The organism is Candidatus Cloacimonadota bacterium, assembly GCA_020532085.1.
Classification (GTDB): domain Bacteria; phylum Cloacimonadota; class Cloacimonadia; order Cloacimonadales; family Cloacimonadaceae; genus Syntrophosphaera.
Genome location: JAJBAV010000001.1, coordinates 208,162 through 222,853 on the forward strand (window position 1 = coordinate 208,162; position 14,692 = coordinate 222,853).

General features: G+C 57.4%; 10 protein-coding genes and 1 tRNA gene. 1 reads left to right on the plus strand and 10 read right to left on the minus strand.

Annotated elements, in window-relative coordinates:
* Positions 1–56 precede the first annotated feature (56 nt).
* The 9 genes from LHW45_00810 to LHW45_00850 form a co-directional block, all read right to left on the minus strand.
* Complete coding sequence (locus LHW45_00810; protein ID MCB5284126.1) at positions 57–1,673, minus strand: T9SS type A sorting domain-containing protein; 1,617 nt, start codon at positions 1,671–1,673, stop codon at positions 57–59.
* 291 nt (positions 1,674–1,964) lie between these two features.
* The gene (locus LHW45_00815) at positions 1,965–3,482 is read right to left on the minus strand and encodes an Rne/Rng family ribonuclease (protein ID MCB5284127.1); all 1,518 of its coding nucleotides are present in this window, start codon (positions 3,480–3,482) and stop codon (positions 1,965–1,967) included.
* A gap of 35 nt (positions 3,483–3,517) precedes the next feature.
* Positions 3,518–5,236: a signal peptide peptidase SppA gene (gene sppA / locus LHW45_00820; protein ID MCB5284128.1), complete on the minus strand. Its 1,719-nt coding sequence runs from the start codon at positions 5,234–5,236 to the stop codon at positions 3,518–3,520.
* 55 nt (positions 5,237–5,291) lie between these two features.
* Positions 5,292–5,385: transfer RNA gene (locus LHW45_00825), tRNA-Ser, on the minus strand.
* A gap of 52 nt (positions 5,386–5,437) precedes the next feature.
* Positions 5,438–6,982 (minus strand): bifunctional phosphoribosylaminoimidazolecarboxamide formyltransferase/IMP cyclohydrolase, encoded by a 1,545-nt coding sequence (gene purH, locus LHW45_00830; protein ID MCB5284129.1) that lies wholly within the window; start codon positions 6,980–6,982, stop codon positions 5,438–5,440.
* Positions 6,979–8,055 (minus strand): YihY/virulence factor BrkB family protein, encoded by a 1,077-nt coding sequence (locus LHW45_00835; protein ID MCB5284130.1) that lies wholly within the window; start codon positions 8,053–8,055, stop codon positions 6,979–6,981. Before LHW45_00835 ends, purH begins: the two co-directional genes overlap by 4 nt.
* Before the next feature lie 2 nt (positions 8,056–8,057).
* Complete coding sequence (locus LHW45_00840) at positions 8,058–9,293, minus strand: ABC transporter permease (GenBank protein MCB5284131.1); 1,236 nt, start codon at positions 9,291–9,293, stop codon at positions 8,058–8,060.
* On the minus strand, positions 9,274–9,954 hold the full coding sequence (locus LHW45_00845; GenBank protein MCB5284132.1) for an ABC transporter ATP-binding protein: 681 nt from the start codon (positions 9,952–9,954) through the stop codon (positions 9,274–9,276). Before LHW45_00845 ends, LHW45_00840 begins: the two co-directional genes overlap by 20 nt.
* A gap of 234 nt (positions 9,955–10,188) precedes the next feature.
* Positions 10,189–11,103 (minus strand): hypothetical protein, encoded by a 915-nt coding sequence (locus LHW45_00850; GenBank protein MCB5284133.1) that lies wholly within the window; start codon positions 11,101–11,103, stop codon positions 10,189–10,191.
* Between the two features lie 791 nt (positions 11,104–11,894).
* Between LHW45_00850 and LHW45_00855 the strand changes: the two genes are divergently transcribed.
* Positions 11,895–13,499: a hypothetical protein gene (locus tag LHW45_00855; GenBank protein ID MCB5284134.1), complete on the plus strand. Its 1,605-nt coding sequence runs from the start codon at positions 11,895–11,897 to the stop codon at positions 13,497–13,499.
* Here LHW45_00855 and manA read toward each other — a convergent pair.
* Positions 13,490–14,692, minus strand: a complete 1,203-nt coding sequence (gene manA, locus LHW45_00860) for a mannose-6-phosphate isomerase, class I (GenBank protein ID MCB5284135.1) — start codon at positions 14,690–14,692, stop codon at positions 13,490–13,492. The genes LHW45_00855 and manA overlap by 10 nt on opposite strands.

Below are 14,692 nucleotides of genomic sequence, written 5' to 3' on the forward strand. Positions count from 1 at the left end.
ATCAGCGTCTATGAATCCTACGAAAGTCTTTATTGAGGGGTTTTTCCTTGTTCCTCCTATCTTAGAATACAGATTTTCTTGGTTGTGGCAGAACTACTGTTATATACAACCCTTAGAATGTATAAACCATTGGCTACATTGGGGACAGGCATAGTGAGGGTTGTCCCGTTTAGCACTTCCCCGATATGTCCGACGCTGCTGACCTTTTCTCCTCTTATATTATACAATTCCAAGCCACTCGGCAGGTATTTCTTATTGCCTGGCCCAGTTAAAGTTACATTGATATTATCCGTAGCACGCAGAGGGTTGGGATAAACATTCAGCTCCCAGCCTGGTTCGGCTTCAACTGGATCATCAATTGCGACCACCGTGTCTGATAATGCCGCATTGCCAGAATAGATAAACACTCTTCCGGTGGCAATTTGTGGAGCCGAATAGAACATAGGAGCTGAAACCGCCAGGTCACACAGTCCATCTCCGTTAAAGTCTCCCGCTGCTTTGGCATACCCATACTGCCTGGTGCCGTAGTCACTTGGCGGGTACTGGTACAAGTCAATTAACCCATCCATGTTGGGTCCGCCCACCCAGATGCCAACCTCTCCCTGATAGTAATTGATTTGATACGTCGATCCGATCACGTCGTCATAACCGTCTCCGTTCAGATCACCGTAAATAAATGGATTACTAACATTACGGTCTGGGTTGAACCATTCATGGTAGGGTGGGTTATTATAAATCAATTCCAGATCATTGACCGGCGTCAGATCTGTTCCCCCAAACCACACTTTACCCACATACGACTCAAAATCCGCAAATCCATCGTTGTTCAAGTCGCCTAATGGACTTGCACTTCTTGCGGTTATAATATTAGTGTTTTCCGATATCACCAGGCTATCTACTTGTGGAAAATTCGTGCTTCCATAATACAAGACTATCCTGCTGTTCATGTTTGTTCCTCCGGGAATACCATACTGGAGAAGGTAATCATCCACGTCGTCACCATTTACATCACCAAGCCCAATTGCCGACCTTGATACTGAACCATTAGTCGTTTCCGCAAGGGTTACAAATGGGGCATCGTTACCGGTCCAGATTATTAATCTATGGATATAAGGGTAACCCCAAAGCGGGCAGTGTATCACCAAATCATCCTTACCGTCTCCATTGATGTCGCCAAGCGGCCATGACACTATATAATCACTTACTTCATATGGAATGGTGATAGTCAAATCAGGTATCCCGGTGGGATTGGCCGTTCCGTAATAGACTGCGATCACACAAGCAGGATCTACAGGCAGGGTGGTTACCAGATCGTCAATCCCATCGCCATTGATATCGCCTCCATTATAAGGACCAGCCGGATATAGTTCCCAATTCTGCGTTCCCTCCATCACGAAATCCGGGACATTGTCCATATTCGGGCCGCCCCAATAGAAATAGATTTTCCCCCAACATTGCATGCTGTTGTACACTCCGTTGGGATTCCAGTAGGGGGCAGAAACAATCACATCATCGTAGCCATCGCCATTGTAATCCATTGAGACTACCCGTTCTCCAAACCAGGAGCCATTGAATTCCCCGTACAGGGTGTTCATCAGGTCCAGGTGATCTATGGCGCTTAACTGCAATGTAAGAAACATAATAACAGCCACCATGACAATAAATAATCTCATTGTTCCTTCCCAAGGTTTGTCATTTACCTTAAAATACTCTGGTGAGATCTGGGCAAATGTGTCAACTAGAATATTTCCTTATCGGCTCCTGTGATCATTACGGGATAAATACGGGATCAATACGGATTTCATCCGTATTGATCCCGTATTTATCCCGTATTGATACTGGGGGCGAAATGGGGAAAACCGAATCGGGGCCAGCTTCCGCCCAAGCTCAAAAAACCGCGTCCCAGCCAGATGGCGGAACGCGGAATGCTTATCGTGGCCGGGGGTTGGTCCACCCGGATCAGCTTAACTGAACTTGGAAGTGATATCCTCCAGGCCGGGCAGTCTGAAAACCTTGAACTGGTCGATGCGCATGTCCGGATCGGCCTGGGTTTCCACCTGGTCCTTGTAGGCGCTGAAATAGCCGCTGTTGTTTTTGATGTGTTCCAGTAGTTCCGGGTGGACCACTATGCGGAGTTTCTTGTTGCGGATGAAGTAGTCCGAGCGGCTCAGCCAGCGGTGGATGCGCATCAGCATGGTATCCTTGGAAACCACGCGGCCGCTGCCGTTGCAGGTGGGGCAGGCGTCGGAGAATTTGGCGATGAGGGTGGAGCGCATGCGCTTGCGGGTTACCTCCACCAGGCCGAGTTCGGTGAAGTTATAGACCTTGTTTTTGGCGCGGTCGCGCTTGAGCCCTTTGCGCAGGGTTTCCAGAACTTCCTGTTTGTTTTGTTCGTTCACCATGTCGATGAAATCGATGATGATCACCCCGGAGAGGTCGCGCAGCCTGATCTGGCGGGCCGCCTCGGCCGCGGCCTCAACGTTGGTTTTCTTGATCGTTTCCTCATAATGGGTTTTGCCGGTGAAGCTGCCGGTGTTGATGTCGATGGCCACCAGGGCCTCGGTTTGTTCGATCTTGATGTTGCCGCCGCTAGGCAGATAGATGCGGGAGTGGAAGATGGTGTCGATCTTTTTTTCGATGCCCCAGGCGTCGAAGATGGGCGAATCCTCTTTGTAGATCTCCACGGCGGGGATGAGGTCCGGTGAAAAGTCCTCCAGATGGCGGATGATGCTCTTGGCGAAGGCTTTGTCGTCGATCACCAGGCGGTCCACGTTATCGCCGAAAAGGTCGCGGATGAGGTAATTTTCCAGGGCGTTTTCCTCGAAGACGCAGACGGGGCCTTTGAGGTGCTTGATCTGTTTGTCGGTGAGCTTCCAGGTTTTCACCAGGGCGTTGTATTCGTTGCGCAGATCGTCCTCGTCGCAGCCCTCGGCCTCGGTGCGCACGATCAGTCCATGATCCGGGTCCTTGAAGGAAGTGAGCAGGTTGCGGATGCGGTTGCGTTCGTTTTGGCCGTAGATCTTGCGGGAGATGGCGATCTTGTGTTTGTTGGGGAAGAGCACCAAGTATTTGCCCGGAATGGAGATCTGGCCGGTGAGGCGAGCGCCTTTGCTGCCGATCGGCCCTTTGTGCACCTGCACCACGATCTCCTGGCCGGATTTGAGCAGGTTGCCGATCTGGGAGGAATCCTTGGGATTGAATCTGGGGCGCTGTTTTTCGTTTTCAAAGATGTCCAGGAAATCGAGCACAATGTCGGAATAGTGCAGAAAGGCGGTGCGTTCCAGCCCGATCTCGATGAAGGCGGCGCCCATCCCGGGCAGCACGTCTTTCACGAAGCCCTTGTAGATGTTGCCAACGATGTTTTGCTTGTCCTTGCGCTCAACGAAGAGCTCCACCAGTTTGTTGTCCTCGAGCACGGCCACCCGTTTTTCCAGGGGGTGCACGTTCACTATTATCTCGGTATTGAATTTATCTTTTCTCATGGTTAAACTTCCTGTGGGTCGGGTCCGGCGGCGCCCTAATTCAGTTCCAGCGGGCAGAAATAAAGCCACTGGCGGGGTTTCAGGGTGTCGCGCAATGTGGCCAGCAAACGTTCTTCCAGGCTGGCTTCGCGGTATTTGAGCAGGGAGGCCGCGCTGCGGAACAGGCCGCGGTCGCGGAACAGCTCCCAAACGCTGATCCGCTGGGGATAATTGCTTACTTTGTAATCGCTTACATTGGCCAGGGCGGCAGCTTTCTTCACCGCTTCCCCGAGGCCGCCGATGGCGTCGATGAGCTTGTTGTCCAGAGCATCCGCGGCGATGAAGACCCGGCCTTCTGAAACGGCGTCGATGGCCTCCGGTGAGATCTTGCGGCTTTCCATCACGCGCTGGCGAAACTCCGTGTAAACGCCCACGGACTCACGTTTCAGCGAGGCCAGCAGCTCTTCCCCATAAGGCTCGAACACGCTGCCGAAGCCGGCGTATTTGCCGTAGCTGAGGGTCTGGCTGTCGATGCCGAGTTTGTTGCCCAGTTCCACTGCTTCCGGCAGGGCCATGATCACGCCGATGGAGCCGGTGATGGTGTGCGGATCGGCATAAATGTAATCCCCGCCGCAAGATATGTAATATCCTCCGGAAGCGGCGATCCCGCCCATGGAGATCACCACCGGTATCTTCAACGCTTTCACCCTCTGATAGATCAGCTCGGATTCCAGGGCTGAGCCGCCGGGGCTGTTCACGCGCAACACCACGGCCTTGACCGAGCTGTCGTCCTCGATGTCGTCAAGGATGCGGTCCACTTTGTGCGCGCTGATCATTCCTTCGGCGCTGTAACCTTCTGTGGCGGCGATGTTTCCGCTAAGGTTCACCACTGCGATCCGGTTGCCGGAAACCGCTGCGTCGGCAGGGGAGGCGTAATCCGAAAAAGAAACCCGGTCATCATCCCCGATCTTGTACTGGGCAAGCATTTCGTCCCAGGTGAGGGCGGCATCGACGAGGCCGTAGGTTTTGGCTTCTTTCCCGCTGATGAAGAGGTCCTCGCGGTTTTCGTAGATGTCCCGCACCAGGGTGGAATCCAGCCCCCGCGTGCGGCTGATGTCACCCCGCAGCAGTGCGTAGCGGCTTTCCAGCGCGCGGCGGAGATTTGCTTCCGTGCCGGGGCTGAGGGAGGTTTGGGTGTAGGGTTCGCCGGCGCCCTTGTAGTCACCGGATTGCATCACGTGCATCTTAATCCCCAGTTTTTTGAGGGCTTCGCTGTAAAAGAGGATGTTGCTGGATACGCCCTGCAGCAGCAGGCCGCCGGAGGCGGAGGGGTCCATGTAGATCTTGTCCGCCAGCGCGCAGAGCAGATAGTCGCTCTGGCCCAGCATTTCCGCGTGGGCGATCACGGGTTTTCCGCTCTGCTTGAATTCCGCCAGCGCGGCGCCGATCTCGTTCAGGTTTGGATAGTTGATCGCCACGCCCGCGGGTTTAATGATGATGCCCTTCACCTTGCCGTCCTTGGCCGCTTTGCGGATCCGGCTGCTGATGTCCTCAGCGCTCAGGGGGCCGAAGCCCCAGAATTCTGAACCGAGCACCTCGGTGTAGTCCGGCACGCTGCCGGAGGGGTCCAAAACCAGCCAGGTGCCGCCGGATATGGCGGAAGTTGCCGTGGCGGACATGAAAGGCCGCCCGATGAAGTAGCCCGCCGCGAAAGCGCCGATCAGGATGAGCAGCACAAGTCCGCAACCGAGCAAAATGCCAGTGCTTGTTTTCATGGGAAAAACTCCTTGTTTAAAATCGTGTGCGAAAGGGGGTGATTGTAAAAGTGAGTGGCGGAGATGCTGGGATTCGAACCCAGGATACGCGTTTTGCACATATACACGATTTCCAATCGTGCTCCTTCAGCCAGCTCGGACACATCTCCGCGCGTGTGGAACGTCATCTTTTTAAAGCCTCATAATCTGTCAAATCAAATATCAGTGCCGAAAGTGGCGGCAACCCGTGAAAACCATGGCCAGGCCAAGTTCGTCGCAAGCCGCGATCACTTCCGCGTCGCCTTTGGAACCGCCCGGCTGGATGATGGCGCGGATGCCCGCGGCGCACAGGGCGTCGATGGAATCGCGGAAGGGGAAAAAGCCGTCGGAGGCGCACACGGCGCCGCCAAGGCTGTGGCCGAACTTGCGCGCCTTCATCACCGCCAGCTGCAGCGCGTCGATGCGGCTGGTCTGGCCCGCGCCGAGGCCGAACACGCGGTCCGCGCCGGTGAGGGCGATGGCGTTGGAACGCAGCAGCGCGGCCACTTTCCAGGCAAATTGCAGCGCCCTAAGCTCTGCGGCTGCGGGTTCCCGTCTGGTCACCACGCGCCAGGTGGCGGGATCTTCATTCACGAGGTCCCGCTCTTGCAGCAGCCAGCCTTGCAACAGTTGTTTCAGTTCCCAGGGATATTGCCCGGGTTCCAAAACCTGGGCCTCCCAGCGGATCAGGCGCCGGTTCTTCTTTTTGCGCAAAAAATCCAGCACTCCGTCCTCATAATCCGGGGCGATGATGATCTCGGTGAAGATCTGGTTGATCTGCCGGGCGGTTTCCAGATCCAGAGGGCGGTTGAGGCCAACTATCCCGCCAAAGGGGGATTCGGTGTCCGCCGCCAACGCCTTTTGGTATGCGTCCTGAAGCCGCTCCGCGCAGCCGATGCCGCAGGGATTGCAGTGCTTGGTGATCACCGCGGTGGGCGCCGCGAACAGCCGCAAGGCCCGCAGCGTGGCGTCGATGTCCAGTTGGTTGTTGAAAGAAAGTTCCAGCCCGTGCAGCAGGCTCAGCCCGCCCTGGCCTGCGGCGTACAGCGCCGCGCGCTGATGCGGGTTTTCGCCGTAGCGCAAAGTGCTCACGCGGGGCAGGCTAACTTCCAGTTGATCAGGCAGTTCCGGCTCCGAATCAACATCTTCCTGGCCGCCCAGCCAACCGGCAATGGCGGCATCGTAAGCCGCCACGTGCGCGAAGGCCTTGCGCGCCAGACGGATCCGGCTTTCCAGCGGCAGTTCCCCGCTGTTCTGAAGCTGCCGCAAGACGCTGGCGTAATCTTCTGGGTCACAGAGCACCACCACTCCGGCGTGGTTCTTGGCCGCCGCCCGCAGCAGTGAGGGACCGCCGATATCGATGTTTTCGATCAGCTCCTGCCTTGTGGCACCCGCTCTGGCCAGGGTGGCGCGAAAGGGATAGAGGTTCACGGCCACCAGGTCGATGCGTCCGATGCCAAGCCGGGCCAGGGTTTCCAGGTGCTCCGGGTTGGAGCGGTCGGCCAAAATGCCCGCGTGGATGTGGGGATGCAGGGTTTTCACGCGGCCACCCAGGATCTCCGGAAATCCCGTCACGGCTTCCACTTCGCTTACTTCCAAACCTTGCTCCCGCAGATATCCGGCCGTGCCGGAACTGGAGATGATGCTGTAGCCTAGCTCCGCCAGAGCCCGCGCCAGGGCTGCCACTCCGGTTTTATCCGAAACCGAGATCAGGGCTTGTTTTTTCACCCTTCCTCCTCTTCGTCCGGAGCGTCCAGGATCTCCTTCAGCTCGTCCCGGCTGATGAATTTGTCCAGATTGCGCCGCATTTTTCCTTGGCCGTAAACCTCCAAAGTGAGGCGCATCATCTCGCCGGAACCGCTGGGGGGCGGGTCGCCGCGTTTTTTGTTCTCAAACACCGCCACCATCACGATCCCGCTTAGCACGATCAGCCAGTTCACGTAGATCCAGAGCAGGAAGATGGGCAGGGCGGAGAGGGTGCCGTAAAATTTCTGGTAGCTGGTCATGCGCAGGATATAGGTGTCAAACCCGCTTTTCACCAGCATCCAGATCAGCGCGGTCCAAAACGCCCCCCGCACCAGCGACATCCGCTGCACCTTGATCGAGGGCATCAGCGTGTAGAGAAACACCAGCAGCAGAAACTGCAGCACGAACGGCACCAGATAGGTGAGCCAGCGCAGCAGCGGCAGTTTCAGCAGCCGCGAGATCAGCGGCAGCGAGGAACTGGAGATCAGCACCACCAGGATGAACACGCCCAGGATGATGGTGCCCAGAAACTTGATGACCTGGCTGACCAGGTCCTGTTTGGTGTGATACTCCATCTTCAGGATGCGGTCGAAGGAATCGCGGATGGTGCGGAACAGCGAGTAAGAGGAGATGATCATCACGATGAAGTTGATCACGTTGAAGCCGGCCCGGCCTTCCAGCATGCCCTCGATCACGTTGTTCACGGCCAGCGCCGAGGTGGGCATCAGGTTGTTCGAGATCAGTTCGAACACCCTTTCCCGCAGGTTCAAAAAGGGCAAATCCGGCACGATCAGCAGCAGGAACACCACGAAGGGCACGAAGCCCAGAATGGTGATGTAGGTGAGCGATCCCGCCTCGCGCATCACGCGTTCCCGGCCGATCAGGCGAAACCAGCGCAGCAGAAAATCCCAGAACTCCGCCAGCACCTGCCGGCGCCTGGCCGGTTCGCTCAGATAGCTCCAGAACTTTTTCAGGTCCATCATCGCGGCTTTGCTGGAAGTGCTGACCAGCGCCCAGAGATTGGCAAAAAAACCTGTTTTGGCTTTGTCCCGCATCTTCATTCCTCCCTCAAGGCTTCCACCGGGTCCAGATTGCTGGCCCGCATCGCCGGGCTGAGGCCAAAAACCAGGCCCACCCCGACCGAGACCAGCAGCGCCACCCAGATCATTTGCAACGAGGCCACCACCTGCAGGTCCAGATACGAGCCCACGGCCCGCAGCACCGAAAAGCCCAGAATGATGCCCAGCACCCCGCCCAGGGCGGTGATCAGGATGGTTTGCACCAAAAACTGCGTGAAAATGTCCCGGCGCCTGGCCCCCACCGCGATGCGCACCCCGATCTCGCGCGTGCGCTCCTTCACCGAGGCCAGCATGATGTTCATGATCACGATGCCCCCCACCAGCAGCGAGATCACGGCAATGAGCACGAACACGGCGGAAAAGATCATCGAGCTCTGTTTCATCTGCTCCATCTGCTCCTGCGCCGCGCTCACCTCAAACACTTTCTTGCCCTGCTTGATGTTCAGCACCACGCCCTCCACCTGTTTGCGCAGTTCTTTGGCCGCTTCGGGGCTGGCGGCCTGCAGGCTGAGGCTGTTCACCTTCTGGCTGGGGTCGATCTTGCTGAGCAGCGTGGAAAGCGGCACGAAAGCCCGCTGGTTCATGTATTCCAGCGCGTTGTCCGTGAAGGCGCTGCCGCCGCCCTGCGCGGCCATGTATTTTTTTTCCATCACCCCCACCACCAGCAGTTTCTGGCCGCCAAAGCCCACATACTGGCCCAGCGGATCGCGCGAGGCGAAAAGCTCCTGGGCGGTGGTGCTGCCCAGCACCACCACGTTGTTGTGGTTGTCGATGTCCAAAGTGTTGATGAAGCGGCCTTTGGCCACCTGCCAGTCCTCCACCTTTTCCATGTCCGGAAACACGCCCAGCAGGCTCACCACGAAACCCAGTTCGCCCACAAGCATTTCCTGCGGCTGCAGCTGGGTTTGGGGGTTGAAGGCCTCCACCGGCGGCAGCAGCCCGCGGATCTGGTTGATCTCGCGCAGGCTGAAATTCGGCTCGCCGCCCCGGCTGAGGTCCCAAGCCCAGTTTTGCCGCACCTCCACCTTGTTCAGGCCCCCGCGCTGGCCCATCCAGTCCAGGGTGGATTTGTTCATCCCGTTCACTATGGCCAGCACCACCATGATGCTCATCACGCCCAGGATGATGCCGATGATGGTCACGATGCTGCGCACCTTGCGGGTGAGGATGTCGGCCAGGCCGAGCGAGAGGGATTCAGCCAGCGAGATCGCCATCTTCGATCTTTCCGTCCATGATGCGGATAACTCTGTTGGCGCGGTCCGCCACGGCTTTGTCGTGGGTTACGATGATCACGGTGTTGCCCTGCGCGTGCAGGTTGCTGAAAATTTCCAGAATGTCGCCTCCGGCCTGGGAATCGAGATTGCCGGTGGGCTCGTCCGCCAGCAGGATGGCGGGGTCGTTCGCGATGGCGCGGGCGATGGCCACGCGCTGCCTCTGGCCCCCGGAAAGCTCGGCGGGCTTGTGTTTCAGGCGGTCGCTCAACCCCACGCTGGCCAAAATTTCACGCGCCTTGAGGTTGCGCGTTTTGGGGTCAATGCCGCCATACATCAGCGGCAGTTCCACGTTCTTGAGGATGTTCAGGTACGGCAGCAGATTGAAGGATTGGAACACGAAGCCGATCTTGCGGTTGCGGATCAGCGCCAGCTCGTTTTTGTCCAGCTCGCTCACCAGCACGCCGTCCAGCTGGTACTCGCCGCCAGTGGGCGAATCCAGACAGCCGATGATGTGCATCAGGGTGCTTTTTCCGGAACCCGAGGGACCCATGATGGCCACAAACTCACCCTCCTCGATGCTCATGTTCACGCCGTTCAGGGCGCGGACCTTCACCTTGCCCAGGCTGTAATCCTTGATCAGGTATTTCGTGCTGATTATCATATTTCTCCACTCAGATACGCCATAAATCCATATCTCGCCAAAATGTCAATCAAAAAACGGACTGTCCCTGCGGTGATCCCAAACCAATTTGTGCCGATTCGTGTGATTTGTGGGCTGATATGGAACGCGGAAGGGAACAAAATTCTTGAATTTGTTTAATATGCGGACGAAATGGAACCTGGAAGAGAACAAAATTCTTGAATTTGTGTAATTTGTGGACGAACCCAGCCTGGATCAGTTGTCCGGGGTGAGCAGGTCGATAATCTTGTTCAGGTTCAGGCCCTGGCCCTGGGCCCTGTTGCTCATCAGGCTGGCTTTCACCTTGTCGACCACAAAGTCCTTGAGCAGTTCGACCACGATGTCTTTCACCTTGTCCATGAGGCTGGGGTTTTCCGCCAGATTGCTGGCTGTGATGTTCTTGCCGCGGAGTACGGATTCCAGCAGGTCACCCACCACACCTTCGCCGCCGATGGCGTCGGTGATGGTGCCCAGCAGTCCGTTGTCCTTGGCTGCCGCCGCGCGCTGGGTCTGCGCGCCGCCGCCCAACAGCGCACCCAAAATGTCCATCAAGCCACCGCCGGAGCTTTGCTTTTGCTGTGGCGCTGGCTGCGGTTCAGACTCCTTTTGCCCGCCGCCGAGCAGGCCGCCCAGAATGTCCATCAGGCCGCCACCGGAACTTTGCTGTTGCTGCGAAGCTGGCTGCGGTTCAGGCTCTTGTTGCCCGCCGCCGAGCAGGCCGCCCAGAATGTCCATCAGGCCGCCGCCGGAGCTTTGCTGTTGGTGTGGCGCTGGCTGCGGTTCAGGCTCTTGTTGCCCGCCACCAAGCAGGCCGCCCAGAATGTCCATCAGGCCGCCACCGGAACTTTGCTGTTGCTGCGAAGCTGGCTGCGGTTCAGGCTCCTGTTGCCCTCCGCCAAGCAGGCCGCCCAGGATGTCTGCCAAGCCACCGCCGCCGGAGCCGGACAGGGCGCTCATCATCACGTTCATCACGCCTGAATCTTTGTCCTGATCGGGCGAGATGCCTCTTTTCACCACGCCCAGGATACCGTCGTCATCGTCCGGGGTGTCGTCCCCGGGGGTTATTTCGTCCATCACTTTTTCCACCACTCCTTGCAGGATGGAGTCGGTTAGTTCTTTCGGTAATTTCATGATTACTCCTGTGTTGTCAGTCTGCCCGAATCATAAATGAAATTAGCCTCAGCTGTCAAGGAAAATCGTGCTTGGGGAGTGAAAGGGGTGAAAGTGGTGACGGGGTGACGTGGTGACGTGGTGACGGGGTGAATAACTGCCCCGGGCCGTCATCCCAGCGCAGGCTGGGATCCAGAATAGTTCCGCTGGCGTCGAGCGGTGTAGGAGCATCGACAGTAGGAAACCTCCAGTAGTCCATGCTCACAGGCTCGCTGGACTCCAGACTCTGCCACACTGTCAAAAGACCTGGATTCCAGCCTGCGCTGGAATGACAAAGAGTTCAATCCTTAAGGTGAAAACGCTACAAACGGTGTTACACCCTTTCACCCTTTCACCCCACCATGCCACCCCGACACAGCCTCAAAACCCCCTCTGTGCCTCTGTGTCTCCCCGTCTCTGGGTTGAAAAATCTCTGTCAAAAGACCTGGATTCCAGCCTGCGCTGGAATGACGACTCGGGTTTACCCACCATAAATGGACTTGAGCCATAACTTTGATCCAGAGCGATAGAGTGATCAGGGGATCCCAAAGACGATCTGGAATCGGGGTAATTAGTGTGACTTCGTGAAATCGTGGACAGCTGAGATGATGGGGTTGTGCTCTCTGCGACTCTGTCCCCATGTTTTAAAAATGTGTGTAAATTCGTGAAATTTGTGGACAGACAAGAGACAGAAGCAGAGCCTGGGAGAAGTTTTTGCTTGACAGAAAGCGGAAAGGGCGAAAGCAATGCCAAAAAGGAATAAAATACCACCAATGGCACCCAGAACCTGGCTGTTCGTTTTCTTGTTGCTGCCCGTCCTGCTGGGCGCGCAGAGCCTGAATGACGACTATATGTTCCCCGGCGACGAAGCTTGGGAAGAGCCCACCTATCCGGTGCTAACCAAGCCGGATTTTGATCTGGGTGGGCTTTTGGGCAACATATTGGTGGATGACAACTGGTATTCACAGATCAGATTGCGCCCGGAGGTGGCGATCTGGAAGGTGGGCATCGGCATGGACATCGACCTGCTCTTCGACAGCGAGGGCCGGCTGCGCCGCAAGGGCTGGGAATCCTGGCAGGACGTGGCCAAAAAGATCTTTTACCTGCGCTTTGCCGACCGTCGCGACTCGCTCTACTTCAAGGTTGGCTGCATTCCGGACTACACCCTGGGCCATGGCCTGATCTTCGACGACTATTCAAACATACTGCGCTACCCGGAGGAGAAGCCGATCGGCGGTTATCTGGGTGCCAACACCAACGCCTATGGCTTCGGCTTTGAGATCTACACTCACGACATCAGCAAAAACGAGGTGGTGGCCGGACGAGCCGCCATCAAACCGCTGCTGGGCTCTGGCCTGCCCTTCCTCAAAAACCTTTCCCTGGGCCTGAACCTGGGCGCGGACCGCGATCCCTACGGCAAATACCCCGATGCTGACGGAGACGGCTATCCCGACGTCTACGACAAATTTCCCCACGATCCCGACAGTTGGCTGGACACCGATGACGACGAGGTGCCGGATCAAAGCGACATAGATCTGAACGGCAATTCCGTGCTGGACCATCCCGACCTCAATCCCTATGTCAATGAGGTTTTTCCCAATATCGCGCAGCTCTATCCGGACTATCCCTTCGATACAGCCGTGTTTCCAGATTCCGCGGCCAGCTATGCCGATCCCCGGCCAATGTGGGTTTACAGCGTGGATTATGAACTGCCGATCGTGGACGGCGAGCACTTTCGCCTCAGCCATTATGCCGAATACGCGGTGATGAAGGATCATGGCAGCGGCCTTATCCTGCCGGGCCTGGCCGCGAAATTTTTGATCTTCGACGTCAAGCTGGAATTCCGCAGTTTCACCGATCGCTTCCTGCCGGCCTACTTCAACTATCTGTATGACGAACAGCGCTGCCAGGTGGTCTATTCCGGGATCGAAGGCGCGGACGGACGCCGCTATTACAGCCTGCGCACCAAAGACGAGGACCTGGCCGGGCTGGAATCCAGCCTCGGCTGGTTCGGCTATCTGAAGGGTAACATCGCCAATTTCGCCCACCTCAAGGTGGCCTATCAGGACAAGTTCAACACTGGCGCGACCAAGGGACAATCACTCTGGGCCAAGCTTTCCTTCCTGCCCGAGAAATTCCCCAAGCTCCGCGAAGCCTCGCTCTACTACGCCCAGACCGATGTGGACAGGCTGGACCTGAAAAACTGGCGCAATGCCAACGCCCAGATCAACGGCGTGATCGTTTACGGCTACAACGAATCCTACAACCTGATCTGCAAATACCGGGAATTTTACCAGGACGCCAACGGTGACGGCGCCATCGCCGGCAAGGACGAGATCATCGAATCCCTGAGCCTGGGGATCGAATTTCAGTTCTGACCCGGCAGCATGGCCAGCCAGAGTTCGGCACAGCCGTGCATGCTCAGATCCCGGGAATCCGCGGTTACGAAAGCCGCTTCGCCTGTTTCCAGATCCAAATTTTCACCACCGCTTGAAAGGGTGGCAGAGCCTTCCCCGCAAAAGACGATCAGCGGATCGCGCAATTCATTGTCGACAAGGCTCCAGCCTGTAACCAGCGTTACATTTCTCAGCTCAAACTCCCGCGCGGGGGTTCGGTAAATGCAGCTGAAAGGACTTACCACGTCCTTTTCGACCGGCTTCCCGACGTAGGGCTCAAAATCCAGGATCCGGGCCAGTTCCTCCCCGTCCACGTGTTTGGGGGTGAGTCCACCCCGCAGCACGTTGTCTGAATTTCCCATGATCTCGATGCCCGCGCCGTGCAGATAGGCGTGCGGCACTCCGGCTGCCAAAAACAGCGCTTCGCCAGGGCGTAGCGTGAACAGGTTCAGATAGAGCGGGGCGAAAACCCCGGCATCCTCCGGATAGAATTTTAGCAGCAGCAGGCAGCAGTCCCGGATGGCCGGATCGAGTCCGGAACCATCCTGGAGGGCGCGTTTCAGCGCCGCCAGTGCAGATCGGAGCGGGTCTTCACGCAGGCTGAGCAGTTCCAGGGCCAGGCGCTGAAACCAGTTCCGGTTCTGATGCGTGGCAAACGCAAGATAGCTTTTGAGGCAGGTGGCCAGGCCCGCCGCGCGCAGGTTTTCCGCCACCTCGGACCAGGCCCGGAAACCGCAGAGGGCGGTGAATTCGGTGAGCGCGCAGAGCAGTTCCGGTTTTGCCCGGGGATCACGGTAATTGCGCAGGGGCGAATCCGCTGCCAGGTTCAGGCTGTTTTCCCGTTCCCAACCCAGCCGGGCCTGCGCCGCGGAAGGATGCGCCTGGATCGAAAGCGGACGTTCCGCCGCCAGAACTTTCAGCAAAAAGGGCAGTTGCCCCTCCGCCAGTTCCGCGCCCCGGCCCAGGATCCTGTCCGGAGCGGCGGCGATGAAATCCCTCAGGCTGATCTCGCCCTGAGGCGTGCGCAAACTGGACGATCCCGCGGGATGGGCCCCCATCCACATTTCCGCCACCGGCAGAGCCGGGTCCGGCTCTCTGCCCAGCAGGCGGGGAATGAAGTCCGGCGAGCCCCAGGCGTAGTGCTTGAGCGGATTGTTCAGCTTGTAAAGTCCCAT

Excerpts from the sequence above, each read along its gene's own strand:
- LHW45_00810 (MCB5284126.1), bottom strand. The coding sequence starts at position 1,673 with ATGAGATTATTTATTGTCATGGTGGCTGTTATTATGTTTCTTACATTG.
- LHW45_00815 (MCB5284127.1), bottom strand. The coding sequence starts at position 3,482 with ATGAGAAAAGATAAATTCAATACCGAGATAATAGTGAACGTGCACCCC.
- sppA (MCB5284128.1), bottom strand. The coding sequence starts at position 5,236 with ATGAAAACAAGCACTGGCATTTTGCTCGGTTGCGGACTTGTGCTGCTC.
- LHW45_00835 (MCB5284130.1), bottom strand. The coding sequence starts at position 8,055 with ATGCGGGACAAAGCCAAAACAGGTTTTTTTGCCAATCTCTGGGCGCTG.
- LHW45_00840 (MCB5284131.1), bottom strand. The coding sequence starts at position 9,293 with ATGGCGATCTCGCTGGCTGAATCCCTCTCGCTCGGCCTGGCCGACATC.
- LHW45_00845 (MCB5284132.1), bottom strand. The coding sequence starts at position 9,954 with ATGATAATCAGCACGAAATACCTGATCAAGGATTACAGCCTGGGCAAG.
- LHW45_00850 (MCB5284133.1), bottom strand. The coding sequence starts at position 11,103 with ATGAAATTACCGAAAGAACTAACCGACTCCATCCTGCAAGGAGTGGTG.
- LHW45_00855 (MCB5284134.1), top strand. The coding sequence starts at position 11,895 with ATGGCACCCAGAACCTGGCTGTTCGTTTTCTTGTTGCTGCCCGTCCTG.
- manA (MCB5284135.1), bottom strand. The coding sequence starts at position 14,692 with ATGGGACTTTACAAGCTGAACAATCCGCTCAAGCACTACGCCTGGGGC.